Genomic DNA, 26,086 nt, shown 5'->3' with positions numbered 1-26,086 from the left:
CGGTTCTATCTACGGTAAAAAAGACGGGGGAAGAGAAGTCGGGCTGATTGCGCAGGACGTGGAACGGGCATGTAAAGAGGCGATTACCTACAACGGTGATAGGAAGTTTAGCGACGGGACCGTTATCCCCAACTTCAAATACCTGAACACAGCAGGCGCGGCAGCGGCGTATCACACCGAGGCTATCAAGACTCTATTCGAACTGGTGGAGTTGGCACTGGATAAGCCTGATGATGCAAGAGCGCTGATTGCAAGCATCAAAGAGCAATCCGAAGTTATTAAAAATACCGTGATTGAAAATGAAGACCCGTGGAAAGAAGCGCCGCCTGTCCTTACCGTGCCCAGCTCCGAAGATTATGAAGAACCCACCACATAATTTCTTCCCTTGCCGATCAGCGGTATAAAAGAAATGTCGCTGCTCGGACTTTCATCCGCATGTTACTCATGATTATACTGTATGCATGAACAGTATTTTGTGAGGTGGCTATGCCGAGAAGATATGAAATCGAGGTTGCCTTTAGACATGCAATTAAGATTAGTGATAAAGGCCGGAGGACCGTCACCACAGTAGATTTCGTGGCAGAACTGGCGAAGCGAAACTGGATTTGGGAGCTGCGCGAAGCGAACCAGTGGATAGAGGAACGGGTAACTACGTTCCATGACATATCAATAGAGGAGGGCGAGGCCAGAACATTCGCTATCTTCAACCCAAATGGAGGCCTTTGACATGGGATTTCCATCGCCAGCAGCTGATTACGTAGAAGCAGGCATAAATCTAAATGAGATTTGCCATTATGGCGGACCATCCTCCCGGTTATACGTTACTGACCGGTATCAAGGGCAAAGTATAAAAGCAGGTTCTACGCTGGTGATCGACTCTTCGATTAAGCCAGTGGATGGTCATCTATTGCTTGCCAGGGTAGATGGTGAGCTCGGAGTATGGCGCCTGGTGACTATCTTGCGGAGAGGGCTTGAGTCTTTAATCGATAAAGATACTTTCATCATGTTTGGGGACGAATTCATGGATGATGCAATCGAGGTAGAAGGGGTTATCACACATGCAATACTGGACATGAGAAACGATGTCTTCGACGACACCCCGTGCATTTAAAAAAGAGCCCGCGTTAACGGCGGGCTATCAGTAGGTAGGTACTCATGGCCTTGGCAGGCTTGCTGATCTTGTGTCAGCTAAAATCATCTTAGACGGTTTTAAGAAAAAATTCCTTCTGCAAAACAAAATTTATACTGTAATAAATCAGTAGGTTGCAAAGAGGCGTTTTTTCATTGGGTTGTTTACTTACATAATGATTTTATCATTACAAATCAATCAACTAAGTTATATTCTTCGCGCTGATGCTGCGTCATATGGAATGGTTCGAAGCGGCAGACCTGATCGTGAAAGGCATGGAAGGCGCAATCGCGGCTAAAACCGTGACTTACGATTTCGAACGTCTGATGGAAGGCGCTAAGCTGCGTAAATGCAGCGAGTTTGCCGACGACATGATCGCCAATATGTAAGCTGACAGTCATCAGAATCTGATGCCTGATTAACGCTATCTGAGGGAACCTGAGGGTTCCCTTTTTTTATCTCATTTTCAGGGGCTTATTGTTTATTTTTTCAGCCTTATTGTGCATCCGGGCCGCGGGTGTTAAATATGAGCCACTTTTTTGACAGTGGATTGAATTCTCGTTGCGCTTATTCCTTTCCAACTCCTTGTTTCGTATCGATCTTCGACGCCTGATCCTCAGTTTAGCCGTCATGAGCGCCTTCGTGACGCTGGCAAACAGCTTCTATGCCAGCTACAGCGTCCAGCGCCAGTTGTTAATCGACAATACGCTTGAAGAGAACCGTGTCTATGCCGCAAAACTGGCGGCCAGCACTGAACAGTTTTTGAAAAGCATGCAAAAGCAGCTCGCTTACAGCAGTGTTATCGCAGCGAGTCATTTCGACGATCCCAAAATATTGCAGGCAGAAACCGCCCGTCTGAAGTATCAGACCGACAGTTTTAACTCGGTCGTGATCACCAACATGAAAGGAAAGATCCTCGCGACCTCGCCTGACAGTCTGCAACTTATCGGCCATACGGTGAACACGCCGGGCGCGCTGGAAGCCCTCAAAATGCGACGGCCAATGATCAGCAAACCCTATATTTCTCTGGCTAAAAACCTGGTGATCGTTATTTCAACGCCGGTAGTCTCTGAGCAAGGGGAATACCTGGGCTACATTGGCGGCACCATTTATTTGCGGCAGAAAAGCATCCTCAACGAGCTGCTGGGCGAGCATTATTACCGCGATGGTTCCTATATCGCCGTGCTTGATAATGAACGGCGCATTCTTTATCACCCGGATGCAAATCGTATCGGAGAAGTGGTCAAGCCGCGCCCTCTGACGGAGGCGCCAAAAAGCAGTGCCAACGGTAGCCTGATGGTCACTAACCTCGCCGGCAAGGCGATGCTGGCCGGGTATGCGGTGGTTCCGTCATCGGGGTGGGAGATTGTCACGCAGCGACCCACCGACGCCACGCTAAAACCGCTTGAGGGGCTGATGTATAAAGTTCTCCGGCATCTGACGCCACTGGCGATTGTCACGCTGTTGATTGTCTGGCTATTCTCCCGATTAATCGCGCGGCCTCTCTGGCTGCTTGCGCGTAGCGCCAATGAGATGGATAAGCCGGATGTTTCGAGCAATATTCGCGAAATTCCTTCCTGGTATTTCGAATCTACGCAGCTCAAGCGCGCGTTGCTGATTGGCATCAGCCTGCTGCAAAAGAAAATCGGCAAGCTGAAATTTGAAACACAGACTGACCCGATGACCGGTTTGTTCAACCGACGGGGGCTGGCGATGACGCTCGAAAGCGTTGTACAACTGCGTCAGCAGTTTTCCGCCATCACGCTCGATATCGATCACTTTAAGGCAATTAACGACTCTTATGGCCATGATATCGGCGATGAAGTGATCAAGTCACTGGCTGAGCAGATTCGTCACAATGCGCGTGAAAGCGATATTTTGTGCCGTGTGGGGGGCGAAGAGTTTCTGGTCTTGCTACCGGGAACGCCGCTTGCAGAAGCGGGAATGATTGCTGAACGTCTGCGACAAAATGTAGAAACGCTGATGTTGCCAGGCATTCAGCCGATCACCATTTCTCTCGGCGTCGCATACTGGAATCAGCAACAGGGCGAGCCTGACAAAGCACTGAAGCGCGCGGATGAAGCGCTGTACAGAGCTAAGAAAGAAGGGCGCAATCGCGTAGTGATTTCGCAATAATCCCGATTGCGCGATGACCATCAGGGCAACACCGGCCCTGATGGTCATGCGTTATTTTGCCGCCGAAGCCTGCTGCTTTTTCGCCTGCGCCGCCAGATGATGCCCCACGGCACACCCGGCCACGGCGCCGAGCACCGCGTGATGTTTAAGATGCCCGGCCACGCCGCCCACCACCGCCCCCTTCAGGCATCCTGCTGCCTGAGCAAATGAACTGGTCAACAACATGCCAGCTATGATTGCGCCAAAAATTGTTTTCTTACCCACATATCCCCCTGAATGAACAAATAGTGCTGAGCCAGAAAATGTCACATCGGGTTGCACGTTGTCATTTCGGCATCTGTAAGCAGTTGCTGCCGTTGTTACCGGTTGGGCCGGAACGTGGCTTTGCTGACGGGGAGTTTGAGATAAGTCACGGTTACATCTGTCAGAGGGGCTAAAAGGCTCATTGATGTAAGGTTTACATTGGCGAAGTGTCGGGTAAGGCGTTCCTTTTCATAACTCTGCTAAACTTAGAAAAGTAACCGGCGGAGATCCTCCTTCTCTGCTGTCTCCGGTTATTTCCACCCGTGAAGAAGGATGCCGCTATGACGCATCAAGAACAATTGCAGGCCCTGATGGTTCGCATTGACGCGCTGGAACAACGTGAAAAGCAGCTCACTTACGCCTCAAACGCTTATCAGGCCATTCTGACGACGCTGTTAGGAACACTTGATAAATCCACGCGTGACCGGGTGATCAATATGGTCGATCAGGCTCACGATATGGCGTATGCCAGGGCTAATCTGGAGCAGAAAGGGAATATTCTCGGCGCGGATGACATCACTCAGCGCATTTTCCTGTTTGCACAAGGCCGCGCTGCGCAGTCTAAATAACGTGACGTAACGCGTCGCGCAACGTCGTAATTGAGCAAACTCGTCATCGGGAAAGGTGACGAGGATTTTGTGTGTCTGGGATCAGGAGCGGCGGTCAGCTTTGAGCATGTTGATCGCCGCACCAAGCAGTATCCGGCGCTGAACGCCGGTTGCGCTGGCCAGTTGCCCATCAAGATACCCAATCAGCGCATCAACGCTCAGAGGCTCGCCTCTGTGGCGCATCTGAATCACGCCGTCGCCAATAATCCGCGCAACTTCATCCCATAGTGGTTGTATCTCACTTTCCGAGAATTTCATCATCGCTCCCGTTTGTGTGATTTACGTACAATCTATCATCTGAGTCGCAGGCGGCAAAGAGGGGGCGAGGTGAAAGCGGATGAGATAAGTGGCGCAAAATTGTGATGCCTCTTCCACCGGGTGAGTGGAAGAGGCCGGGACGCGTTAGTGCTTAATCACATAAAGATCTTTGGTGTAGATGTAGTTCAGCAGGTTGTCTTTGAAACCGCCGACATAAGGTTTCACCAGCCGCGGGCTGACATAGTGATACAACGGAATGACCGGTGATTGCTCTGTAAGCACTTCCTCGGCTTGCTGATAAGCCTTACCGACATCGGCTTTGTCGGTGGCCTTAAGCGCATCATCCAGCGCTTTGTCGTAGGCAGCATTGCTGAATTTCGGTGTGTTTTCACTGTTGCCGGTGCGCAGGGTATTCAGGAAGGTGGAAGGCTCGTTGTAGTCTGCAATCCAGGCATAACGGACAACGTCATAGGTGCCCTGATGCATGGTATCGAGCATGGTTTTCCATTCCTGATTCTGCAATGTCGCATCTACCCCAAGGTTCTTTTTCCACATCGAGGCGGCCGCGATAGCAATGCGCTGATGTGATTCTGAAGTGTTGTAAAGCAGGTTGAATTTCAGCGGATGATCAGGGCCAAAGCCCGCCTCTTTCAGCAGTTTCTTCGCTTCCTCATTACGTTGCTCTTGCGTCAGACTGGCTTCTTTCGGTTTTGCGAAAGTAAAGCCACCCGTGTTATCCGGAGACAAGTGCCAGGCCGGTGTTTGTCCCTGGCCCAATACTTTATCGGCGATAATGGATTTATCGATCGCCAGATTCAGCGCCTTACGCACGCGAACATCGTTGAATGGCGGCTTTTGGGTATTCATTGCGTAATAGTAAACGGCAAGGTAAGGGCTGACATGCACCTGCGAACCCAGCTCTTTCTTCAGTGAGGCAAACAGGGTTGCAGGTATGGTTGCCGTAATGTCGATTTCTCCGGCCTTGAATCGGTTTACGTCCGCAGTCGGAGAAGCGATAGGTAAATAGGTGACCTTGTTGATCACTGTGTGCGAATTATCCCAGTAGGTAGGGTTGCGGACGGCGGTGATGCGTTCGTTGACTGTCCAGGTATCGAGTTTGAACGGTCCGCTGCTGACCATATTGCCTGGCTGCGTCCATTTATCACCGAACTTCTCCACATCGGCCTGGCTTATCGGCGAGAGCGAAGGGTGGGCGAGCATACCGAGGAAGTAGGAGAGCGGCTGATCGAGGGTAATTTCAAGGGTCTGTTTATCGAGCGCTTTGATACCCAGCTGGTCCGGCGTTTTTTTGCCGCCAATAATGTCGCCCGCATTCAGCACATGCATGCTGCCGAGGTAGCTTTCATAAGGTGAGGCGGTTTTTGGATCGATCAGGCGTTGCCAGCTGAAAACTACATCCTGCGCGGTGATCGGCTTCCCATCAGACCAGACAATCCCGGGACGAAGATGGAAGACCCAGGTGATGTTGTCTTTCGTTTCCCAACTGCCCGCCAGCGAAGGCTGTGCATTGCCGTTGTCGTCAATCGTTATCAGCCCGGCATACAGGTCGCTGAGAATATTGAATTCAACGTCACTTTCTACTTTGTGCGGATCCAGTGATGCCGGTTCGCTGCCGTTATTGCGGACGATTTCTTGTTTTGCAGCCAGTTCGACGCCTGCGGGAACATTCGCGGCCCAGGTAGAAAAAGAAGTCAGAAAGCTGGTTGAAAGAAGGAGTGCGAGCGGTAGCTTTTTAAAGCAGCCATAAGTTTTACGTATCGTCATTGCCATTTCCTGCCCTGTCAATATGGTTAAATATCAATGAGTAACAGGGTATTCATACCGTTGTTCGGGCAGTTTAGCAATCTTTATGAGATTATTAGTAGTGACTCTGTGAATGCTCACGCACTGCATCAAAAGTCAGCATTGTCATGCGCAGGGATCCAGTAACCATCGATGAAATCTTCGATAGGATAACAACCTGCCTGACGCAGCCCCTGTTGTTGCATCGCGAGGATACATTGTTGCTGAGTATTAAAGGCATCCACGACAAATTCATCGCAGCCCCCTCCCAGATAACAAATGGTCAACACAAGTGCAAACATAGCGCTCCTCCTTCCTTTTCCCGCAAGGGTAAGCATAGAAGCATTCTGCCGTTAACAACATATGTCGATGTTTGTTTGCTGTTTAATTGTTCGCTGAAGCGGGCCGGCGGGGCTGTTATTTAGCGTAGCGAGAATTTAATCAGAGAGCGTGATATCCTCGCGGCCATAATTTTTACGAATGATCTTGATGAAAGGAGCACCCGATGTCTGACGCTTTAACCAGAGAACAAGAATATGAGTCCGATCTGGTCGCCTGCCAGTTGGTGATTAAGCAAATTTTGGATGTGATTGAGATTATTGCGCCTGCTGAAGTGCGCGACAAAATGTCTCATCAGTTAAAAAGTATCGATTTTAATCATCACCCGGCTGGAGCTGATCCGGTGACCAAACGTGCTATCGAAAAAGCGATTTCACTCATCGAGCTTAAATTCACGAAACACGACAGCTGATATCCAACGTTGTGATGCCTGTCAGACGGGCATCACAACGTGGAAGATTGGAAAGCCTGCGTTATTTATTATCGACCACTTCACCCATTTGCTTGAAAATCGGGCAATTCGCCACACCAATAACGCCGCTGTCCGAATGAATGTACTGCGAGCTGACAATCCCTCTGGCCGTCAGATACTGACATTTAAGGCCTAAGCCCGCTGCATTTTCACTGCTGCCAACGGTAACACCGTAGCCCGAAAAGAGAAAAATCGCATAAATAACGGCCAGCACAATAATGGCTTTGATAACACTCATTCGAGAAACTCCTGATTATCTATCCTGACATTCAGGATATTGATAAACAGAGTAGATGTTATTTCTGGTGCGTTGTCATCTCAGCAGAGTCTTAATCTGGCTTTCTTTATGTCAAAGCAAAAAATTGGCCCCTGTAAAGGAGCCAATTGATGTCACTGCGTCAATTCAGAACAGCACTTACCAGCGGTATTTCATACCCAGATCTGCAGCCCATGGTTGGTCAACATCGCTGCCGCCAAGGTAGTTAGCGCCTGCGTAAATGGTGAAGTTTTTGCTCATATCGAACTGTCCACCTAAACCAACACGCACTGCGGAACCATCGATACCGTTGTCGATACGGTCACCGTTGATATCTGCATCGTTATTGGCATCTTCATAGACATACGCCAGCGTTGCATAAGGGCTGATCGCCTGATCGGCACCCAGATCGAAGGTGTAGCCGATATTCCCACCCAGTTCGTAACGCATGCTGTCATAGGCCTGATCGCTGACTTTCATGTTGTTGCTCATGCTGTAGTCGTCATCGCCGATGAACACGCCTGTGATACTTGCATAAGGTGTCAGGTAAGCTTGTGGTGCGAATTTCCAGTCATAACCGGCTTTCAAACCAAAGCCCCAGGCATCGGTAGTGCTATCGCCAGAAACCTGCTGACCATCGCTCATGGTGCTGTCAGTCGAGTTGCTGAAGTGGCTGTAGCTCAGAGAGGTATCAATGAATACGCCATTTTTGAAGTCCAGGCTGGAGTAAACGCGTGCTGACTGGCTGTCAGTGTCTGCGTCTGCATCATCCATAGAAAGGCTGGATTTCGCGAAGCTTGCCGCCATACCCACCAGCCACTGACGATCGCCGCCACCTTCTGTCACGGTATCAAGGCCGACCATGATGCCGTTAACGTCCTGATCGTAATCAACAACCCCATTGTCACCGTTCTGCTGACCACCGAAGTAATTCACCCAGACGCCGCCTTTGTCATTACCCTGGGTATGACGAGAGCTATCCATACGGTTGCTCAGGGTATCCTGCTCCATATGCCAGGTTGCAGCGTTGGAAGAAGGCAGGCTCAGCGCAGCGTTCGCAGTAGACGTGATGCCTTGTTTAGCCAGAACCACGGTATCGCCAACTTGTTGTGCCTGATATTTGTAGGCGCCCAGATCAGCGGAATTTGCGTGGGTGAAGGAGGCGTTACCCCCATAAGTGCGGATCAGCTCTTTGTTCTGGTAATCCGCTACACGGCCTTCGCCCGTGGCGTTGTTGATACGCACCTGATAGTTACCGTCAGCCACACCATTTACGGCCAGGTGACCATCGGAATTCATGCCGATAGTACCGCGGTCGTAAACATAGTCAGCGGCAGTTTTGTCACGCGCATTGTTAAGGTCGGCGTTCAGCACATATTCGCGGCTGCCGGTGTTAAACGTACCGTCGTCGGTCAGCACCATATTGTGCGTATCAACCTGGCCTGCGCCTAAATTCAGCTCAGAACCGTTGCCTACAGTGACGGTATTGGCATACAGGGAAGCTGATTCTTCAGTCAGCGTCGCTTTACTGCCTGAGTTCAGGTTCAGGGCATTGGTATAGACTGCACCATGTGCAGCGATTTTCAGGCTGGATTGGTTAGCCAGAGAAATGTTGTCCGCCAGCAAGCCAGACTCAGCAACATTGACTTGTGATTTGTGGTCTACGGTCAGATTGTCAACGTTAGACATCTTGGTCGTGTCCCATTCTGAACCATTATCCAGCGCAATATTAAACAGGCCGCTTTGGTAAACATCTTTGCCAATCAGGTACCCCGTTGTGTCGCTTAAGACAGATCCAGGCCAGATGCTGTTAGCTGAGCGATCATAGAGATAGGCATCTGCCTCAACGTCAGAGATTGCCGCACCGACCCATTTACTGCCGTTATTCAGCGTCAGGTTCAGTTCGTCAGTGTCGTCCCAGCCATTACTGTCCGGCACCCCATCAGCATTGTTGTCTTGGCCACCAGGATAATAGTTTTCATCGAAGGTACTGACGAAAGAAACATCGCCTGTGATCGTGGAATTATTGAAAACAGCATTTGTTTTCATCGCATTATCAGCTGTGGCATTGGCGACAACCGATAAGGCGACATCGTCAGCAGCAATGCCATTTGCACTGATATTACCGTAATCGCTTGGCTTGTCAGACTGACCGTAGAATCCGCTGGTCTGCAATTCGGTATAAGAACCGGAAGTGAGCACGGAATCATTAACGGTCAGGTTATTATCGAACGTGTTCGCATTATTAACGTCGGTATCAACCCATTCGTAACCTTGCGACAGTGCAATGCCAGCAACGTGTGAGTTATTTTGGATGACGATATTACTTTCCTGATCCAATGTCACGGCCACACCCATGTCATAGGTATTCAGGGTTTCATGGTCACGAACTTTATTAGCATCAGTAACGTCGTAGTCGAAATGTTCGTATGTGTCATTAATGGTGGAGTTATCGATAGTCAGCTGTAATGGAGACTGATCATAATCATTACGTGCAGTACCGCAATCGGTGGTCATGCACTCTGAGGTGATCATGCCGTTGACGGTAGTGTTAGTGATATTGAGCGTATTATTTGTGCCGTTATCAAAGCCCAAATAGTGAGTTGAGATAACGCCGTTCACCACAGCATTATTGATTGAATAGTAGATGTCTCCGCCAACGTAACCGTTATCTGCACCATCATTATCCGCATAACCACGATAGCCAATATGATTCGCCAGCGTAGAGTCATGATAGAACGTGTCATATACGGTACCGGAGATGTCGGCTGACATCGCAGCAGGTGCAGCGACTGCAACAGCGCAGGCCAGCGCTATTTTAGAAACGAAGAACTTTTTATTCCATGCATGCATTTATTAATCCCTCAACAAAAAATCATCAGCATGAATCAACCGGGAATGACCCCGGTTATTATGCTTTCATTTATATAACGAAGAGACAGAAGACCTGTTCGACGGCGGGATAATATTTTAATGAGGTGTGTAATTCAATAAATAAGTTCAAAGAAAACAGAGGGAAAAATGAATTATTTTTTTATACGTCAAAAGGAATTGATGTTTATTTATGTTATTTAAAGCAGCGTATTTCCCTATAATTTCTAAATGGTAGTTATAGCTTGATTTAAAGTGTGAGAGGGCGCGCAAGAAAAATCATGGTGCACCGGAGAGTTGACCAGAGAATAAGGCGCGCAGTCAGCGCTGAACCATTTTCAGGATGAAATTATTTTCGGTTTATTCATTCTTTTTTATTCGGAAATCCGCGTGAATATAAATTGATTAAAAAAATCTATTTTCAGGAAACAACGCAATGAAATAATGAACAGAGCGCGAAGCAGAGAGATTCATTTTTATTTGATTCAGATCAAGCAGGTTAGAGGTCAATATATTGATAAGAATTATGCATTTTTATGTATGATTTACGTACGTGATTATTTCACGCCAATCTGTGTGCAAAAGGCCGCGCTTCGTTATATCGTTGTTTAAGATTTCCGTCGTACTATGGAAATCTGTTCCATATCATGTTGGACGTTGCCATTGAGCCCTGACAGACGCGCAGTAAACCAGAAGAGAACCGCAATCAAATTGAAAAAACCTGTTTTCAAGTTCAGGAAGGTCGTCGTGTTCGTTCTTTTCCTGCTTATTTGCGTTGGCCTTTACCTGATGGCGCTCAACAGCTATTGCGATCAGGGGGGGAACTTTGACCTCGGCGTGTGCGCCATCACCTCATTTATCCCTTTTTAAACGCCGCCAGCCATGAGCCCTGCGTAAGAAATTCCTGTTTTTTTGTGATCCACTTCCCTGTCCCGCCGGGAATGATAAGATGTGCGCTCAGAACATCCAGTGGTAGGGTCGTAAATGTTTGATTTCGCTATGGGCCAAAACAGCCTGGCTTCATTGGCGCTGTGTGCACTTTCAGCGCTGTTATTCTTATTGGTCTGGTTCTTTGTTAGCCGGGCCAGTGTCAGGGCAAACCAGCAGATTGAATTGCTTCAGGAAATTGCTGAGCAGCAACGTCAGCAAACGGAGTTGCTCAAGATCCTGACCGCCAGGGCAAAAGGCGCCGAGCCTGTTGCCGACGCAGAAGAGGATTCCGCTCTCAGCCTGCGTGGTTTTATTCCTGAAAGATAAGTGGTTTTACTGACCCGCCCCGTGCGGGTTTTTACCCTACATTTGCTCATGACCGCCTAGACCTTCCATTCATAAATCTGTCTTAATCATCCGGTAGTCTCCACGCATGTGCTCTGTGAGAGGGAAGAACCGATGATTAAATGGTCTGAAGAAAACGACACCGATGTAAACCACAGTATCGCCTTACTGACCGGGGAAGAGCCTGAGAAGTGGTATCCCTACGGCGGCATCAAAGGCAAAGATTATTGCAACAACCCCTCCGATGCGTGGCCTATTATTTGCGCCAACAAAATCAGCATAAATTTTAAAGAGTTACAAAGCGATCCTCTTTGGCTTGCAGAAATTCAAAGCCCTCATGGCCAGTGGCAGGCGCAAAGTAAACGTCCATTGCGGGCAGCCATGGTCTGTTTCCTGCTAAGTAAAGAAAGTAAGGCTTGCGCAGAGTAAAAAGCGCAGAGATACTCAGATTGTGACAAGGTTTTGCAAAGAAGTGATTCGAATAAGCGTCGCGCAAAGCGATGAGTATCAAGTGATTAATGTTTCCTCATTTTGACAGTTGTGTCTAAGGCGGAGTCCATTATGAAGCGCATCATTAAAGGTGATAAAACTCTCTCCCATCTGGTGGTTGCTCACGCAGCTATCGACAGTCATGAAAAAGCCTATGGCAAACGGCGTCAGGGTTGGCCTTCGACTTATCTCATCAAATATAAAGATGCGCGTGTTGCGGTAGAAGTGGTGACCCGCAGACAATCCTATGTTGCTACTCTCATGATCGGAGCCAGAAATCTGACCAAACTTTGCGGTATGCCTGCCTGATAATCAGCGTACATCAATTTTACTTCAAACCGTGCCGGGCTCTTCCTGCACGGTTTTTGTTTTACAGGGCTTTCCTGATGAGAGGGGGCTGACGGAAACCGCCGCGCGGGAAAGGGCGCTTTAGCGTGCGGAAAACCATCGCGATAAGATCAAACATCAGCAGCATTGTTCCCGTCAGCGCCAGTATCAGCAGGCTGAAAACAGCGAATGTGACAAGCTTAAGGGCTGGCGGAACGCTCATCCGGCGAAAGCGGGAGCGAAGCCATAAGCGTCCGTATTGCGTCTGAATTTGCATAATATGGGTCAAGCGCGCAGAAAATGAGCTGCGGCGATCGGTTGTGTTCCGGGTCATAAATGTCCTCCTTTTTGAACGTCACCAGTTAAACACAGAGTTATTAAGATCTTCTTAACTCACTCCTCCACTCGCAGTCCCACACAATGTTGCACTTTTAGCCTGTGGTGATATCGGGAAGTATGATAATTAATCCAGATAAAGGAGGCGCTGACGCCCCTTGAATGACAATCATCAGGAGTTATATGCCGGGTAAAAATCCGTATTACGATCCGTCCAAAAGTCATCACACGCCCGAAGGCTTCACCAACATCGAGCCACATAATCGCCAGAAGGGCGATTTGAAACGCTGGCAGCAGGAGCGGAAAGCGCAGCAACTGCCTGTCCCGCCGGAGAAAGGCTATGATCATTTTGTTGCTCAATGGTGGCAACAGGCCGACTTCAGCGGCACTGATGACCGATTATGGTTTCTGGGCCATGCCTGTTTGTTGTTACGCGTTGCGGGGCGATACATTCTCACGGACCCGGCGCTTTCAGAACGGGCTTCGCCGTTGAGGTTTTACGGCCCCAAACGTAAAACGCCGGTTCCGGCGGCGGTCAGCCAACTCCCTCCCATCGATGTGGTGCTTTTTTCACATAATCACTATGACCATCTGGATAAAACCACGGTGCGTAAACTGTTGCGTCGTTTCCCGCAGGTACAGTTTATGGTACCTCTCGGTATGAAAAGATGGCTGGAAAAACGCGGCGCTAAGTTTGTGGAGGAGCTTGACTGGTGGGAGGAACGGCAGTTTGGCGAAATGACGTTTTCAGCCGTACCGGCGCGCCACTGGAGTATGAGGACGCCCTGGGATCGCAATCAGTCTCTGTGGTGTGGATGGGTGGTTGCACATCCGGCAATGCGTTTTTATTTCTCGGGCGACAGTGGTTACAGCAATCAGTTTGAAGTGATAGGGCAGCGACTGGGCCCCTTCGATTTGGCGGCCATTCCGATAGGTGCTTATGCACCAAGATGGTTCATGAGCGCGCAGCATATGGATCCGCAGCAGGCTGTCGGGGTGTTTTCAGAACTGCGTTGTCACAAAGCTGTGCCGATCCATTGGGGCGTTTTTGAATTAGCGGATGAATCTCTTGATCAGCCCTTAAAGGAATTAACCCAGGCGATTGCTCAAAGCGTTAATCCAGAAATGAATTTCAAGCCATTAAAAATGGGAGCCAGCATATCTAAAGAGTGAAAGCAGGTATGCTGATGATCACGCCTGAGGGATTATGTTTATTAATGAGAAGTATTATCACCTGAGCGGTGGTAATGCTTCACCTTAATCAATGAAGGGGTTAATGAATTGTTAGTATTTATAATAAATAACGCTAAATAGCGTTTTCTGGAAAGCGGTGCAGACAGGATATTGGCATGTCTGACGGTGAAATAGGGTGTTTATCACCGCAAGACAACGCTTAACGGTTACCGACAAAGAGATTTGTGCTGAACCGGAACAGAGAAGCGCACCAGAGCTGCCGCAGACGGGATTTTTCGCGGGTTTTACAGTGAGCTATGCAGCAAGTTCAGACGCAAAAGTCTCCACCCGATTGCGTTCGGGAAAATAGATTTTTTGCGAGGCAGGTCACGGTATTAAATAATTATTAATTATAATGATATTTTATTATTGAATAAGCCTGCTCAAATAACAGGCGAAATGTTAATGCTAATTTAACTAAGTCGCAAAATTTAATTCATTATAATGTAAAAAACGCTGAGTAAGTAATATACATATTGTGAACAGGGTTTCTGGAATTGGAAGCCTTCAGGAAAAATTCTGAAGCAATAATATCTGTGCCCCTCTGAAGGCGCACAGTTAAGGTGCATTTATTTCTTTTCCTTGTTTTTATTGCACCATTTTATTCACCGATGGCCTTATTGATTATTGCATAACCAGTCACAATGCAGGTGGGGACAAAAATTGCGCCGAAAGGGAGGAGGGTTTAAGTCCGGGTCGCACCGGTTACCGGCTTCACTGTCAGCAGCCTGCCCGTGGAAGTGGCGCTGAAGGCTGATGTGTAAGGCTTCTGTAGTCAGTTTCTCCATAAAAATTCAAATAAAGATGTTTTTTACGCTTACGGTTCTGCATTAAATGATCAATAATCGAAAAAGGTCGTTATTGTTTTGTTTGATATACCGCTGTGCCTGTAAAGCAGAAAAAAGCATGTCTATCAACATATTTCAGCTTAACTGAACACGAAGTGCCATTAAGCGGCTCAAATATGTGCGACATGTCCATCGCTGATTAAAAATGGCTTGCCATCGAATTCAGAGTATGTGATAACGCTTCTGGGTAAAACGAGGTACAGTTCTGTATATGTGTGGCATTTTCAGTATAGAAGTTCTGAGTAAAGACGTTCACGTTGAATACCGCTTCTCTGCCGATTCTTATCTTAGTGCCTCAAGCAGTAACGACTCTAGTTTGTCTATGTAACGCCTACGGGCGGTTTAAACAATCCAAAGGAAATACTCAAGATGGCAAAGATCAAAGGTCAAGTTAAGTGGTTCAACGAGTCTAAAGGTTTCGGTTTCATTACTCCTGCTGACGGCAGCAAAGACGTGTTCGTACACTTCTCTGCAATCCAGGGTAATGGCTTCAAAACTCTGGCTGAAGGCCAGAACGTAGAGTTCGAAATCCAGGACGGCCAGAAAGGCCCGTCTGCAGTTAACGTAACTGCAATCTAAGCAGCGTCAGCTGTAAAAAAACCCGCTAAGGCGGGTTTTTTTGTGTCCGGCATTCAGAGGATGATGATCCCCGACTGCTGATTTCGCCCGCTGATGCCGGGATGCGATGGATTCAACGCACGCTGATGGCTGTTGCGACGAAAACTGGTGTAGTGGAACCCTTGTCCGGTTTCATCCGGCGTACAAATGGTACAACGGCCTGCACGGTCTGTTTCAGTGAAACCGAGTGCGCGTAACTTGGCTTGTGCAATAGCGGCTAAATCAAGATGACGGGGCCGGGGAGAAATCAGCGACGCAGGCAAATCGAGGCGCTGTATAAAGGTATCGTTCAGCTCCTGGCTGACTTCATAGCAGCAGGCCCCCGCCGCCGGGCCAACAGAGGCAACCCAGTCAGCGGTATCGCCTGACAGCGTAATGCGGGCAGCGACCTGCTCCAGAATCCCGTCGATAAGCCCGCGCCAGCCGGCGTGCACCACCCCGATGTGTTGACCATCTTTACGGCTGAAAATGACCGGCAGGCAGTCTGCCGTGTACACAGTCAGAAGAATGCCGGGTGTGGATGTGAAAAGCCCATCAGCTTCACCACAGGCTTGCTCTGGCCGGGAGACATCCACAATCCTGACGCCATGCACCTGTTTTTTTACAGGACGGGTGGCCTCATACGGTTGTAACCTCACGGGAAGCAGGGCACGTTTGTCGCCGAAACCATGAAGAATACCGGGGATTTGACGGAGTAAGGCTGAGCTGTCACTCATCTCAAGTCTCGTTAATAAAATGTTATGGCACCAGTGTAGCTGGCTTTCCACCCGATTTTCCAGCAGTTGCAACCGCAAGTCGCCTTCTTTAGACTTAACCTTATTGCGAATATTCGCCCCCTCAGACTTTCCTTGCAGGTTTCCCGCATGACTTATCAGTGTCCACTTTGTTTCCAGCCTCTTGAGCTGACCGGCCAGCAATGGCGTTGCCCGGAAAATCATCAGTTCGATCATGCAAAGGAAGGCTACGTCAATCTGATGCCCGTGCAGCACAAACGTTCGAAGCAACCGGGGGACAGCACCGAAATGATGATGTCGCGACGTGCTTTTCTGGACGCCGGTCATTATCAGCCGCTGCGCGACCGTCTGGTGACCATTCTTGATGATGTGTTACCGCAAAGTGCCGGTACGCTGCTCGATATCGGATGCGGGGAAGGGTATTACACCACGGCCATCGCGGAGCGCCTGATGCAAACGCGTGCGATGAAAGTGTTTGGTCTGGATGTGGCAAAAGTCGCGATTCGCTATGCGGCCAAGCGCTACCACGCTGTGTCATTCTGTGTCGCCTCCAGCCACCGCTTACCCTTCGCCGCCGCCTCGCTGGACGCCGTGGTGCGTATCTACGCGCCGTGTAAGGCTCAGGAGCTGTACCGCGCGTTAAAACCGGGTGGCATAGTCTTAACCGTCGCACCGGGGCCACGTCATCTTTATCAGCTGAAAGGGCTGATTTATCAGGATGTGCAACTGCATGCCGAACTGGATGAACAACTGGAAGGATTTGAGCGCGTGGCAACGGAGTCTCTGGCTTACGGAATGCAGCTTAACGGCGCGGAGGCCTTTGATTTATTGCAGATGACGCCATTTGCGTGGCGTGCCACCGAAGAGGTGATGAAAAATCTCAAGGCAGAGCAGGCTTTCGAGTGTGAAACTGACTTCGTTATCAGGCTGTACCAGCGTAAAGCGGATGACGAGAGCGGCCAGTCATAATTTCAGTCTGAGCGTCGCACTGTGCGGCGTCAGCCCGCTCACGGCATTCAGTGGTTGAAGGTCAGTCTATTGATTTTCAACCATGATTTTGTAAATCCTTTCCAGATCGTCCAACTCGTTTACGCGAATCAATAACTTCTTCTGTTCCAGTTCAAACACCAGCACGCCATCTTCTGAGAGGTTCATGCCACGGATCCGGTCGTAGGTAATGAACGCATTGGCGAAGTAAAAGCCCGCAGGTTTGAACAGCAACTTTGGCCAGCGAATAAAAGAAAGGTAGAACGCGACCAGCCCCAGGCCGATCAACAGGTAATTAGTCAAAGGCGTGCCATTCGCCTGAATATTGTTGTAAAGCAGTATCGCCAGCAGACCAATAAAAATGATGGAATCCAGTTTGTTACGGCGTCGGAGATTGACTCTCAGACGTGTTTTTCCGTTGCGGGTTCCCATGATGAATTCGTCGTAAATGGCATAAGCCAGCAGCAGCACGATGAAGAGGACGAGGACGATATCGGTCACGGACATGAAAAAAAACTCCAGCTCACTGCCAACAGGCAAAACTAAATAAAATCAGAAATGGGCAAATTAAGGCAATAAAAAAGCCGGAGGAGTGATCCCCCGGCTTGTGGTTATCAGAGACCTAACAGGCCAATCCAGTAACCGAAGATACCGATGGCGAAGAAGCCAACGATGATCCACAACGCGTTCACTTTCTTACGCAGCAACCACATACAGCCGAAGGTCAGCAGCAATGGCACCAGCCCTGGCATCAGCTGGTCCAGAATCGTCTGTACCGTGGTGACCGTGGTGTGGCCTGTCTGGTCAGTGATTTTCGATACCACCAGCGGGATGTTAACGTGGGTCCATTTGTTAACCAGCGCCCCCATGACAAAGAGGCCGAGAATCGACGCCCCCTCAGTCAGTTTTTGCAGGAAGCCGCCGCCCATATCACTAACGATATCGACACCTTTTTTATAGCCATATGCAACGCCGTAATAACGGGTCAGCAGGCGCACTACGTTGAACAGAATAAAGAACAGCAACGGTCCGAGCAGACTCCCGGTCATCGCGATACCTGCACCCAGCGCAGCAAACACCGGACGTACAGTACCCCAGAAGATCGGGTCACCCACACCGGCCAGAGGCCCCATCAGACCGACTTTCAGACCGTTGATGGCTGCGTCGTCGATAGGTGCGCCGTTGGCACGCTGTTCTTCCATCGCCAGCGTTACACCTAAAACAGGCGCTGCAACGTAAGGATGGGTGTTGAAGAATTCCAGATGGCGTTTGATCGCCGCTTTGCGGTCGTCGTTATTTTCAGGATAGAGACGACGAATTGCAGGCACCATACAGAAGCAGAAGCCCAGAGCCTGCATACGTTCGAAGTTCCATGACCCCTGGAAAAGGTTGGAGCGCATAAACACACCGCGAATGTCGCTTGCCGTGAGTTTTTTAACTTCAGTTTTATCAACCATGTCCTTCACCCTTAATCCAATTCGTTATCGAGATCGTTAACACCCGGAGCCGCCGCTGCTTGCGCAGATTTGTTGTATTTCGGGCTCAACTGGATGTAAAGCACTGCCATCACCACACCAATTACACCCAGTGCAACCAGGTTGAAGTTAGTGAATGCCGCAGTGACGAAACCGAGGTAGAAGAAAGGCATCAGGTAGCCAGCACGCATCATGTTGATGACCATGGCGTAACCGACAACAACAATCATACCACCCGCGATATTCAGGCCGTTGGTGACCACTTCCGGAATCGATGCCAGCAGATCATGAACGATGGCAGTACCCACAGAAACAGCAACAATCACGGCTGGAATGGCGATACGCATTGCCTGAAGAACCAGTGCCGAAACGTGGATCCAGGTGATGGCGCTCAGATTCCCTTTCTCAGCGGCTTTATCAGCAGCGTGCTGGAAGGCAACGGTGATGGTACGAACGATAATGGTTAATACCTGGCCGGCAGCTGCCAGAGGGATCGCCAGCGCGATACCCGCACCGACAGACTGTCCGCCGGCAATAACCAGAATGGTCGAGATGATAGAGGCGAGAGCGGCATCTGGCGCAACAGCAGCACCGATGTTCATCCAGCCCAAAGCGATCATTTCCAAAGTACCGCCGATGATGATCCCGGTTTTAACATCACCCAGAACAAAACCGATCAAAGTACAGGCAACTAACGGACGGTGAAACTGGAACTCATCCAGAATCGAACCCATCCCGGCAATACATGCAACAATAAATATCAGCACAATTTGTAGTGTGGTGATCTCCATTGCACTTCTCCTATGACCAAAGGACGCTGAGTAAAAATAAGCACATAAGGTACAGATAACGTTGAGGTCATCTGCCCGAAAGGCATGTGCTTATTAATTCATCTTATTAATAAGATCCATCATCTTGAGACGTGAATCCGAGGACACTTTACGCACTTCAAGTTCAATACCTTTGGCATCCAATTTTTTGAATGCTTCGATATCTTTCTCGTCGACGGACACGGCATTATTCACCTGGGTTTTACCCTGACGGAATGCCATACCACCGATATTGACGGTCGTAATTTTTATGCCACCTTCCACCACACGCAACACGTCGGTTGGATTGGTGAACAGCAACATCACACGGTCGCCTGCGTATTTTGGGTTGTTGTAGACACGGATAGCTTTCTCCACATCGACAACGTGTGCGGTAACACCGGGAGGAGCAACCTGAGTCAGCAACGTTTTACGCACGGTATCGGCAGCGACTTCATCGCTGATAACAATAATGCGGTTGACGTTGGTTTCTTTGGTCCAGCGGGTCGCTACCTGGCCATGGATCAAACGGTCATCGATACGGGCAAGACCGATCTTCATGTAGTCATTCGGGCCGGAAGGTTGAACCGGGGCGGCTTTTTTTGGCACAGGTGCGGCGACAGGCGCTTCGGTGGCAGGTTCCGGGGTTTTCAGCGCTTTCACGCCAATACGTCCGGTTTCCACTGCAATGGCAACCAGCTCTGCGAAAGAGGGGTTGTCATCACGTGCCATGAACGTTTCTGCCAGCATTGGGATATTCACACCGGTGACAACTTCGTAATTTTCCTTATCGACAACAATGCGGCTGGCGGCGTTAAACGGGCTGCCACCCCAGGTGTCGACCAGGAAAAGGACGCCGCTGCTGGTGTCTAAACCACCCAACTTTGCCGTGTACTTTTCGATCAGGGTTTCGGCGTTCTCGCCGGGTACGAAATCGATATAGGCGACGTTATCCTGTTCACCTAAAATCATTTCCGCTGTTTTCAGCAACTGCTCAGCTGCTGACCCGTGCGTGCCGATGATAATAGCAATACTCACTCGCTACCTCCTCTGTTAACTCCGTTAAGAGTTATGCACATAAGTAATGGTGCTGACGATGACATCCGCCCGTTTTTATTCCTGAGGCGGACAGGGCATTCCCTGCATGAGACTGAACTCAAAGAACGTCCGTTAATTTCTGATAACACTGATAAACAGTAAAACAGCAGAACCTCAACAGGTTGTGCAACGTGATTTATTTTAGTGTGTGAAAAAATAATTTTTGTGACGACTGTCCGTTATTCAACGACGTATTGTGAATACGCTTTCACGTGCACAATAAAACAGCATAGATGTTTCAGAATGATGCTGGAGGTAAAAGATCATACTTTCCCCTGATAATCATTCCTGATAAAGTGATTTTCCAAATAATTGAACAGGAGTACCGGGCCTCAGCCCTCCCTATGGACTGTCACCGACGTCACTATTCTTCGCTTCTTCACCTCATCAATACCGGCAAATCCGCCCCAATGGGCCTGATTTTTGCCGCACTGAAACCGCTTTCATCTGTGAGTTATCCAGTTAAAACTTTTTGCCGGGCGTCTGAATGCTCAGCGAATCGCGTTTCTTTGCGTCTTTTTTCTTTAACTCATTGCGGAGTCTGACATGGAATTTTTGATGGACCCTTCAATATGGGTCGGTTTGCTGACACTTGTCGTCCTGGAAATTGTTCTGGGTATCGACAATCTGGTCTTTATTGCCATTCTTGCGGACAAACTGCCGCCAAAACAGCGTGATAAAGCGCGTATCATCGGCTTGTCATTAGCCCTGATCATGCGTTTAGGTCTGCTGTCGCTGATTTCGTGGATGGTAAAACTGACCACGCCGCTGTTCAGCATTGCTCAGTTTAGTTTCTCTGGTCGTGATCTGATCCTGTTACTCGGCGGGGTTTTCCTGCTGTTCAAGGCGACGACAGAGCTGCATGAAAGGCTGGAAGGGCATGAAGAGCACGGTTCACAAAATCGTGGGTACGCCAGCTTCTGGTCGGTCGTTGCCCAGATTGTGGTGCTGGATGCCGTCTTCTCTCTCGATGCGGTGATCACGGCGGTCGGCATGGTGAATAACCTCTACGTCATGATGACGGCGGTTATCATTGCCATGGGCGTCATGCTGATGGCGTCGAAATCGCTGACGCGCTTTGTGAACAATCATCCGACGGTGGTGGTGCTGTGTCTCAGCTTCCTGCTGATGATCGGTCTGAGCCTGATTGCGGAAGGTTTTGGCTTCCACATTCCGAAAGGTTATCTGTACGCTGCGATCGGTTTCTCCATTCTGATTGAATTGTTTAACCAGATTGCCCGTCGTAACTTCCTGAAAAGCCAGTCCACCAGGCCGATGCGTGAACGTACCGCCGAGGCGATTCAGCGTCTGATGGGCGGGAAACGCCAGCATCAGAATGAAGATGAACCTTCCGGTGATGTGCTGCCTGCGAATGAGACGTTTGCTGAAGAAGAGCGACATATGATCACCGGCGTACTGACGCTGGCATCACGCTCCCTGCGCAGCATTATGACGCCGCGTACCGAAATATCCTGGGTGGACTGCGAACGTTCTCCGGCAGAAATCCGCAGTCAGTTGCTGGATACGCCGCACAGCCTGTTCCCGATTTGCCGCCATTCACTGGATGACGTGATCGGTGTGGTGCGTGCGAAAGATCTGCTGGTGGCGCTGGAAAACGGTGAAAGTATCGTGGCCTTTGCCGAAAAAACGCCGCCCATCGTGGTGCCGGAAACCATGGATGTCATCAATCTGCTGGCGGTGCTGCGCAAAGCGAAAGGGCGTCTGGTGGTGGTCAGCAACGAGTTTGGTGTGATTCAGGGGCTGGTTACGCCGCTGGACGTGCTGGAGGCGATTGCCGGTGAATTCCCTGATGAAGATGAAACGCCTGACGTGATTGCTGATGGCGACGCCTGGATTGCCAAAGGCGGCACGGATTTACATCTGTTGCAGCAGATCCTGGATATCAACACCCTGGTCAGCCCGGACGATGATTTTGCATCACTGGCGGGGCTGCTGTTGTCGAAATCAGGCCAGATGCCTGTGGCCGGGGAAGTGATTGATATGGCGTCGCTGCACTTTGAAATCCTTGAAGTGACGGATTACCGTATTGAGCGTGTACGGATAACGAAAATTCAGTCTGAAAACGGGTGGGAAGAAGACCAGTAACCGCGGTGTACTTCTGCTAAGAACGGCGACTTCGGTCGCCGTTTTTTATGGCTGTTATTCATCAGACTCCTCTTCAACCGGTTGCAGTGCCTGGGTCGATTTTTCGTAGCGCGCCAGCCAGATCGGAAACACCTCAATCGGCATTGGCCGGGCAAAATAGTAGCCCTGCAGGGAGTCGACTTTACGTTTACGCAAATAATCGACCTGCTCACGGGTTTCCACCCCTTCGGCAATCAGTTTCAGATTAAGGCGCTGCGCAAGCGTGATGATCGTATCCGTCACCGTGGCATTGATGGCATCGGTGCCAATTGAGGCGGTAAACGCCTGGTCGATCTTCAGCACGTCTGGGTTGAGCGTTTTCAGATAACTCAGTGAACTGTGGCCGGTACCAAAATCATCGATGGCCAGTAAAATTCCCATCTCCTTCAGTTGAGAAATCTCGGCAGCTCTGAGCTCCTGCAACCGCGTGCGTTCCGTCAGTTCCAGCATCAGTGAGACGGAAGGCTCAGCCGGAAGCCAGATTTTGCGGATATCATCCACAATTTCCATATTATTGAAGTGCTGCGCTGCGACGTTAATACTCACGTAAAACCCCGACGTGGCGGGGAAAACGGCGAGATTATCGGTGACGGTTTTAATCAGATAGCGGGTAAGCGCGATGATTAATCCGTGTTGCTCGGCGAGCGGAATAAACACATCTGGCGACACCCACTCCTGCCTGCGATTTTTCCAGCGCATCAGCGTTTCCACGCCGATACAGCGGCCATCGACGCTGTTAATAATGGGCTGGCAATACACCTTAAATTCGCGGTGCGAAATCCCGTGACTTATCGGATAGGCAAGGCTTATCCGGCTGCCTGACAATAAATAGACTGCTGTCGCCGTCAGTAAGCTTATCAACATGGAAAGGGGTAGATGAGACGCCAGTTCTGACCACGCCAGCGCCGAGGCCTCTTCGCCATAAATGGACACGGTGAAATCATAATTTGGCGACGTGACGGTCAGTAACGGCTGCTGCGGCAAATTCACACTGGGAATAATTTCGTTCTTTCCATATTCCAGACTTTGCTTCATGACGTTCAGAACAATATGGCGCGCATACGGCGGTTGCGGTTCGAGCAGGAAATTCGACAGGATCCCGATGTTATACACAAACAGCTGACCGTTGAGATTATCGGGCGTGGCGGGCTGCCAGAGCAGCAGGGTAGGGATGTTCAGCCGGCTTAATTTTGCAGCGCGAAGTTCCAGCCGCGTTTTGCCTTGCGCGATATCGGGCAGCGTTTTATCGAGGCTGAGATCCAGTGCACCAATCAGGCTTGAGCAGGTGATGGTGCCATCATTGACGAGGGTGATAGAACGCAATGTCTGCATCAGAGCGACAGTTTGCTGCAAGGCCGGTTGTAATTCACGGCAGGTTAGCGCCGGATCGACAGGGGTGGATTGCGCAGCAGGTATAGCGGGTTCAAGCAGTTTTTCGAGTTTCTGAACGGTGTGTAAGGCGACGCGTTGCTGATCGGCGGTGATCACCTGGCTTTGTTCATAAATACGGATACTGAGTGTTAACAGCAGGGTAAAAATACCCATCGCGCCGGCCAGTGCAAGGCGATAGTAGCGATACTTCGCAAGTCCGGTCTGGGAGAACAGCATCGTTCTAATCCTTTTATCCCGTGTAAAGTGCAGGCTTACAAGTGTTCATTTTAAAGGTTTACCGATGCAAAACAGCCGTTTCATTATTATTGATAGTAGCCGTAAATCGCCGGATGCTCTTCCTGCGTGAAGAAGGAAAATCAGAGAAAATCCAGATCTGTGACGTTGTCACTTACTTGGCGTCTGTTCATTTTATCTTATACGTGGTGGTACAGAGTGAAGCAGTCTGTGCGGCAAAACAAGCGGAAATCAGCATGCCGCACCTGCAAGGTATAAGCAAGTCTCACGGCCATTAAGTATTGATAATACAACAGGTTTTTCTTAACAAAGAGTTAATGACTAAGTGACAGTTCCAGGCTGATATATCCTGCGGCGAACGGGTGAAAAAACAGTTCTTCGCCGCCGCAGGCACAAGGAAAACTTCGTTAATATCAGTCGCACTGTACCTTGATCGCCAGACCGCCGCGGGAGGTTTCACGGTACTTGGCGTTCATGTCTTTACCCGTTTCGTACATGGTTTCAATCACTTTATCGAGAGAAACCCGGGGCTCACTGGTGCGGCGCAGCGCCATGCGTGCTGAGTTAATGGCTTTCACCGAGGCAATCGCATTACGCTCAATACACGGCACCTGAACCTGACCGGCGACAGGATCGCAGGTCAGACCGAGGTTGTGCTCCATCCCGATCTCTGCGGCGACGCAGACCTGCTCCGGGCTTCCGCCCAGCAATTCTGTCAGACCGGCAGCGGCCATAGAACAGGCGACGCCGACTTCGCCCTGGCACCCGACTTCAGCCCCGGAAATAGAGGCATTCATCTTATAAAGAATACCGATGGCGCCGGACGTCAGGAAATAGCGCAGATAAATGTCCGGGCTGACCGACTGAATATATTTGTCGTAGTACGCCAGCACCGCAGGAACAATCCCGCAGGCACCGTTCGTCGGTGCAGTAACCACGCGTCCGCCGGCTGCGTTTTCTTCATTCACAGCCAGCGCAAACATGTTCACCCAGTCGATGACGTTCATCGGGTCTTTTGACAGCTGGTCGTTTGATACCAGCATCCGGCGCAGTGCCGAGGCGCGGCGGGGGACACGCAGCGGGCCGGGAAGCACGCCTTCCGTGTTTAAACCGCGATCGATACAGGCCTGCATGGTGTGCCAGATTTTCTCGAAATACTGCTCGATTTCCTGTTTGCTGTGCTGCGCCAGCTCGTTTTTCATCATCATGCCGGACAGCGACAGGCCATTTTCTTTGCACTTCGCCAGCATTTCACTGGCCGAATTAAAGCTGAAAGGCACCGCCACTTCATCCAGCACCGGCTGGCCGAAATGCTCGTCATCGACAATAAAACCGCCGCCGACGGAGTAGTAGGTTTTGCTGTAAACCAGCTTGTCACCGGCAAAGGCGTGGATCTGCATGGCGTTTTCATGACGCGGTAAATTCTCGCTCCGGAAAACCATGCCCGTGTCGCGCGGGAAATCGACTTCGTGCTGCGTTTCACCCAGCGGCAAACGCTGACGTTGCTCAACGTCGCGGATAAAGTGGGGAATACCGTCGATGTCGACGGTATCTGGCTGGTTACCCGCCAGACCTAAAATAATGGCGATATCTGTGTGGTGGCCTTTACCTGTCAGTGACAGGGAGCCAAAAACGTCCACGGCGACACGCGTAACGGCAGGCATCATGCCCTGTTCGAGCAGGTCATCAGCGAACTGTTTGCCTGCTTTCATCGGGCCCAAAGTATGGGAACTGGAAGGGCCAATCCCGACCTTGAACATGTCGAAAACGCTAATCACGTCGAATACTCCTGTAATTGATAACGGCAGGGAACGGGATCCCTGACACCCATAACTGAAATCTGGCCCCGAGGGGAGATCTGATCTTATGGGTAGATCCATAGTGTAAAAGGGGTTAAGACCAATAGTTTCA

General features: G+C 49.9%; 27 protein-coding genes and 2 pseudogenes. 15 read left to right on the top strand and 14 right to left on the bottom strand.

The window, feature by feature from the left end; all coding sequences use genetic code 11:
* From ED901_RS08805 to ED901_RS08785, 4 genes and pseudogenes are all read left to right on the top strand, one after another.
* A pseudogene (locus ED901_RS08805) lies at positions 1–376 on the top strand (hypothetical protein); the annotation flags it as partial.
* A 351-nt stretch (positions 377–727) separates the two neighbouring features.
* Positions 728–1,111: a DNA repair protein gene (locus ED901_RS08795; RefSeq protein WP_162997842.1), complete on the top strand. Its 384-nt coding sequence runs from the start codon at positions 728–730 to the stop codon at positions 1,109–1,111.
* Positions 1,112–1,350: 239 nt separating this feature from the next.
* Positions 1,351–1,518: pseudogene (locus ED901_RS08790) on the top strand (NADP-dependent isocitrate dehydrogenase); the annotation flags it as partial.
* Between the two features lie 241 nt (positions 1,519–1,759).
* Complete coding sequence (locus ED901_RS08785) at positions 1,760–3,265, top strand: sensor domain-containing diguanylate cyclase (RefSeq protein ID WP_122095669.1); 1,506 nt, start codon at positions 1,760–1,762, stop codon at positions 3,263–3,265.
* Positions 3,266–3,316: 51 nt separating this feature from the next.
* Here the strand turns inward: ED901_RS08785 and ED901_RS25065 are convergent, their stop codons facing one another.
* A complete protein-coding gene (locus ED901_RS25065; protein WP_162997838.1) occupies positions 3,317–3,529 on the bottom strand; it encodes a hypothetical protein in 213 nt (70 codons plus the stop codon).
* A 320-nt stretch (positions 3,530–3,849) separates the two neighbouring features.
* On the opposite strand from ED901_RS25065, the gene ED901_RS08780 reads away from it, so the two are divergent.
* On the top strand, positions 3,850–4,137 hold the full coding sequence (locus ED901_RS08780; protein WP_056778857.1) for a sigma-S stabilization anti-adapter protein IraP: 288 nt from the start codon (positions 3,850–3,852) through the stop codon (positions 4,135–4,137).
* 81 nt (positions 4,138–4,218) lie between these two features.
* Here the strand turns inward: ED901_RS08780 and ED901_RS08775 are convergent, their stop codons facing one another.
* The 3 genes from ED901_RS08775 to ED901_RS08765 all read right to left on the bottom strand — a co-directional run bounded on the left by ED901_RS08775 (position 4,219) and on the right by ED901_RS08765 (position 6,539).
* Positions 4,219–4,434: a hypothetical protein gene (locus tag ED901_RS08775; protein ID WP_122095668.1), complete on the bottom strand. Its 216-nt coding sequence runs from the start codon at positions 4,432–4,434 to the stop codon at positions 4,219–4,221.
* A gap of 144 nt (positions 4,435–4,578) precedes the next feature.
* Entirely contained in the window at positions 4,579–6,219 is a 1,641-nt protein-coding gene (locus ED901_RS08770; RefSeq protein ID WP_122095667.1) for an ABC transporter substrate-binding protein, read from the bottom strand.
* A 128-nt stretch (positions 6,220–6,347) separates the two neighbouring features.
* Positions 6,348–6,539 carry a YebW family protein gene (locus tag ED901_RS08765; RefSeq protein WP_122095666.1) on the bottom strand — a complete coding sequence of 64 codons (192 nt, stop codon included), beginning with the start codon at positions 6,537–6,539 and terminating at the stop codon, positions 6,348–6,350.
* 203 nt (positions 6,540–6,742) lie between these two features.
* Between ED901_RS08765 and ED901_RS08760 the strand changes: the two genes are divergently transcribed.
* Positions 6,743–6,988, top strand: coding sequence for a DUF2766 family protein (locus ED901_RS08760; RefSeq protein ID WP_056778871.1), 246 nt, complete (start codon positions 6,743–6,745; stop codon positions 6,986–6,988).
* A gap of 61 nt (positions 6,989–7,049) precedes the next feature.
* Here the strand turns inward: ED901_RS08760 and ED901_RS08755 are convergent, their stop codons facing one another.
* Positions 7,050–7,286, bottom strand: a complete 237-nt coding sequence (locus tag ED901_RS08755; protein WP_056778874.1) for a YobH family protein — start codon at positions 7,284–7,286, stop codon at positions 7,050–7,052.
* A gap of 177 nt (positions 7,287–7,463) precedes the next feature.
* Positions 7,464–10,157, bottom strand: a complete 2,694-nt coding sequence (locus ED901_RS08750; protein ID WP_122095665.1) for an autotransporter outer membrane beta-barrel domain-containing protein — start codon at positions 10,155–10,157, stop codon at positions 7,464–7,466.
* A 765-nt stretch (positions 10,158–10,922) separates the two neighbouring features.
* Here ED901_RS08750 and mgrB point away from each other — a divergent pair.
* From mgrB to ED901_RS08730, 4 genes are all read left to right on the top strand, one after another.
* A complete protein-coding gene (gene mgrB / locus ED901_RS25350) occupies positions 10,923–11,045 on the top strand; it encodes a PhoP/PhoQ regulator MgrB (protein ID WP_240993898.1) in 123 nt (40 codons plus the stop codon).
* Positions 11,046–11,159: 114 nt separating this feature from the next.
* Complete coding sequence (locus tag ED901_RS08740) at positions 11,160–11,432, top strand: YebO family protein (protein ID WP_056778882.1); 273 nt, start codon at positions 11,160–11,162, stop codon at positions 11,430–11,432.
* A gap of 132 nt (positions 11,433–11,564) precedes the next feature.
* A complete protein-coding gene (locus ED901_RS08735) occupies positions 11,565–11,879 on the top strand; it encodes a phage protein NinX family protein (RefSeq protein WP_056778885.1) in 315 nt (104 codons plus the stop codon).
* A gap of 132 nt (positions 11,880–12,011) precedes the next feature.
* Positions 12,012–12,248, top strand: coding sequence for a DUF4060 family protein (locus ED901_RS08730; protein ID WP_013576199.1), 237 nt, complete (start codon positions 12,012–12,014; stop codon positions 12,246–12,248).
* Between the two features lie 61 nt (positions 12,249–12,309).
* Here ED901_RS08730 and ED901_RS08725 read toward each other — a convergent pair whose 3' ends face one another.
* Positions 12,310–12,600: a hypothetical protein gene (locus ED901_RS08725; RefSeq protein WP_122095664.1), complete on the bottom strand. Its 291-nt coding sequence runs from the start codon at positions 12,598–12,600 to the stop codon at positions 12,310–12,312.
* Positions 12,601–12,785: 185 nt separating this feature from the next.
* Between ED901_RS08725 and ED901_RS08720 the strand changes: the two genes are divergently transcribed.
* From ED901_RS08720 to cspE, 3 genes are all read left to right on the top strand, one after another.
* Positions 12,786–13,775, top strand: coding sequence for an MBL fold metallo-hydrolase (locus ED901_RS08720; RefSeq protein WP_122095663.1), 990 nt, complete (start codon positions 12,786–12,788; stop codon positions 13,773–13,775).
* Between the two features lie 1,119 nt (positions 13,776–14,894).
* Positions 14,895–15,011, top strand: coding sequence for a DUF2627 domain-containing protein (locus ED901_RS08715; protein ID WP_072158134.1), 117 nt, complete (start codon positions 14,895–14,897; stop codon positions 15,009–15,011).
* Between the two features lie 41 nt (positions 15,012–15,052).
* Entirely contained in the window at positions 15,053–15,262 is a 210-nt protein-coding gene (gene cspE / locus ED901_RS08710; protein ID WP_002221949.1) for a transcription antiterminator/RNA stability regulator CspE, read from the top strand.
* Between the two features lie 53 nt (positions 15,263–15,315).
* On the opposite strand, the gene ED901_RS08705 is transcribed toward cspE, so the two are convergent.
* On the bottom strand, positions 15,316–16,017 hold the full coding sequence (locus ED901_RS08705) for a polyphenol oxidase family protein (RefSeq protein ID WP_122095662.1): 702 nt from the start codon (positions 16,015–16,017) through the stop codon (positions 15,316–15,318).
* A gap of 147 nt (positions 16,018–16,164) precedes the next feature.
* On the opposite strand from ED901_RS08705, the gene rlmA reads away from it, so the two are divergent.
* Positions 16,165–17,004 carry a 23S rRNA (guanine(745)-N(1))-methyltransferase gene (gene rlmA, locus ED901_RS08700; RefSeq protein WP_122095661.1) on the top strand — a complete coding sequence of 280 codons (840 nt, stop codon included), beginning with the start codon at positions 16,165–16,167 and terminating at the stop codon, positions 17,002–17,004.
* 66 nt (positions 17,005–17,070) lie between these two features.
* Here the strand turns inward: rlmA and ED901_RS08695 are convergent, their stop codons facing one another.
* From ED901_RS08695 to manX, 4 genes are all read right to left on the bottom strand, one after another.
* Positions 17,071–17,529 carry a DUF986 family protein gene (locus ED901_RS08695; protein ID WP_056778900.1) on the bottom strand — a complete coding sequence of 153 codons (459 nt, stop codon included), beginning with the start codon at positions 17,527–17,529 and terminating at the stop codon, positions 17,071–17,073.
* A 107-nt stretch (positions 17,530–17,636) separates the two neighbouring features.
* Positions 17,637–18,479: a PTS mannose transporter subunit IID gene (locus ED901_RS08690; RefSeq protein WP_056778904.1), complete on the bottom strand. Its 843-nt coding sequence runs from the start codon at positions 18,477–18,479 to the stop codon at positions 17,637–17,639.
* 11 nt (positions 18,480–18,490) lie between these two features.
* Positions 18,491–19,288, bottom strand: a complete 798-nt coding sequence (locus tag ED901_RS08685; protein ID WP_056778907.1) for a PTS mannose/fructose/sorbose transporter subunit IIC — start codon at positions 19,286–19,288, stop codon at positions 18,491–18,493.
* Between the two features lie 93 nt (positions 19,289–19,381).
* Complete coding sequence (manX, locus tag ED901_RS08680) at positions 19,382–20,344, bottom strand: PTS mannose transporter subunit IIAB (protein ID WP_122095660.1); 963 nt, start codon at positions 20,342–20,344, stop codon at positions 19,382–19,384.
* 606 nt (positions 20,345–20,950) lie between these two features.
* Between manX and ED901_RS08675 the strand changes: the two genes are divergently transcribed.
* Complete coding sequence (locus ED901_RS08675) at positions 20,951–22,510, top strand: TerC family protein (RefSeq protein WP_122095659.1); 1,560 nt, start codon at positions 20,951–20,953, stop codon at positions 22,508–22,510.
* Positions 22,511–22,564: 54 nt separating this feature from the next.
* Here the strand turns inward: ED901_RS08675 and ED901_RS08670 are convergent, their stop codons facing one another.
* Together ED901_RS08670 and ED901_RS08665 are read right to left on the bottom strand one after the other, a co-directional pair.
* Entirely contained in the window at positions 22,565–24,157 is a 1,593-nt protein-coding gene (locus tag ED901_RS08670; protein ID WP_122095658.1) for an EAL domain-containing protein, read from the bottom strand.
* Between the two features lie 431 nt (positions 24,158–24,588).
* Positions 24,589–25,953, bottom strand: a complete 1,365-nt coding sequence (locus tag ED901_RS08665) for an L-serine ammonia-lyase (protein ID WP_056778917.1) — start codon at positions 25,951–25,953, stop codon at positions 24,589–24,591.
* Positions 25,954–26,086 lie beyond the last annotated feature (133 nt).

Origin of the sequence: Rahnella sp. Larv3_ips (genome assembly GCF_003697865.1) — a bacterium.
In the GTDB taxonomy this organism is placed as follows: domain Bacteria; phylum Pseudomonadota; class Gammaproteobacteria; order Enterobacterales; family Enterobacteriaceae; genus Rahnella; species Rahnella rivi.
The sequence above is the reverse complement of the archived record's forward strand: the minus strand, read 5'-3'. Positions and strand labels throughout refer to the sequence as shown.

Excerpts from the sequence above, each read along its gene's own strand:
- ED901_RS08795 (WP_162997842.1), top strand. The coding sequence starts at position 728 with ATGGGATTTCCATCGCCAGCAGCTGATTACGTAGAAGCAGGCATAAAT.
- ED901_RS08785 (WP_122095669.1), top strand. The coding sequence starts at position 1,760 with ATGAGCGCCTTCGTGACGCTGGCAAACAGCTTCTATGCCAGCTACAGC.
- ED901_RS08780 (WP_056778857.1), top strand. The coding sequence starts at position 3,850 with ATGACGCATCAAGAACAATTGCAGGCCCTGATGGTTCGCATTGACGCG.
- ED901_RS08775 (WP_122095668.1), bottom strand. The coding sequence starts at position 4,434 with ATGAAATTCTCGGAAAGTGAGATACAACCACTATGGGATGAAGTTGCG.
- ED901_RS08770 (WP_122095667.1), bottom strand. The coding sequence starts at position 6,219 with ATGACGATACGTAAAACTTATGGCTGCTTTAAAAAGCTACCGCTCGCA.
- ED901_RS08765 (WP_122095666.1), bottom strand. The coding sequence starts at position 6,539 with ATGTTTGCACTTGTGTTGACCATTTGTTATCTGGGAGGGGGCTGCGAT.
- ED901_RS08760 (WP_056778871.1), top strand. The coding sequence starts at position 6,743 with ATGTCTGACGCTTTAACCAGAGAACAAGAATATGAGTCCGATCTGGTC.
- ED901_RS08755 (WP_056778874.1), bottom strand. The coding sequence starts at position 7,286 with ATGAGTGTTATCAAAGCCATTATTGTGCTGGCCGTTATTTATGCGATT.
- ED901_RS08750 (WP_122095665.1), bottom strand. The coding sequence starts at position 10,157 with ATGCATGCATGGAATAAAAAGTTCTTCGTTTCTAAAATAGCGCTGGCC.
- ED901_RS08740 (WP_056778882.1), top strand. The coding sequence starts at position 11,160 with ATGTTTGATTTCGCTATGGGCCAAAACAGCCTGGCTTCATTGGCGCTG.
- ED901_RS08735 (WP_056778885.1), top strand. The coding sequence starts at position 11,565 with ATGATTAAATGGTCTGAAGAAAACGACACCGATGTAAACCACAGTATC.
- ED901_RS08730 (WP_013576199.1), top strand. The coding sequence starts at position 12,012 with ATGAAGCGCATCATTAAAGGTGATAAAACTCTCTCCCATCTGGTGGTT.
- ED901_RS08725 (WP_122095664.1), bottom strand. The coding sequence starts at position 12,600 with ATGACCCGGAACACAACCGATCGCCGCAGCTCATTTTCTGCGCGCTTG.
- ED901_RS08720 (WP_122095663.1), top strand. The coding sequence starts at position 12,786 with ATGCCGGGTAAAAATCCGTATTACGATCCGTCCAAAAGTCATCACACG.
- ED901_RS08715 (WP_072158134.1), top strand. The coding sequence starts at position 14,895 with ATGTGTGGCATTTTCAGTATAGAAGTTCTGAGTAAAGACGTTCACGTT.
- cspE (WP_002221949.1), top strand. The coding sequence starts at position 15,053 with ATGGCAAAGATCAAAGGTCAAGTTAAGTGGTTCAACGAGTCTAAAGGT.
- ED901_RS08705 (WP_122095662.1), bottom strand. The coding sequence starts at position 16,017 with ATGAGTGACAGCTCAGCCTTACTCCGTCAAATCCCCGGTATTCTTCAT.
- rlmA (WP_122095661.1), top strand. The coding sequence starts at position 16,165 with ATGACTTATCAGTGTCCACTTTGTTTCCAGCCTCTTGAGCTGACCGGC.
- ED901_RS08695 (WP_056778900.1), bottom strand. The coding sequence starts at position 17,529 with ATGTCCGTGACCGATATCGTCCTCGTCCTCTTCATCGTGCTGCTGCTG.
- ED901_RS08690 (WP_056778904.1), bottom strand. The coding sequence starts at position 18,479 with ATGGTTGATAAAACTGAAGTTAAAAAACTCACGGCAAGCGACATTCGC.
- ED901_RS08685 (WP_056778907.1), bottom strand. The coding sequence starts at position 19,288 with ATGGAGATCACCACACTACAAATTGTGCTGATATTTATTGTTGCATGT.
- ED901_RS08675 (WP_122095659.1), top strand. The coding sequence starts at position 20,951 with ATGGAATTTTTGATGGACCCTTCAATATGGGTCGGTTTGCTGACACTT.
- ED901_RS08670 (WP_122095658.1), bottom strand. The coding sequence starts at position 24,157 with ATGCTGTTCTCCCAGACCGGACTTGCGAAGTATCGCTACTATCGCCTT.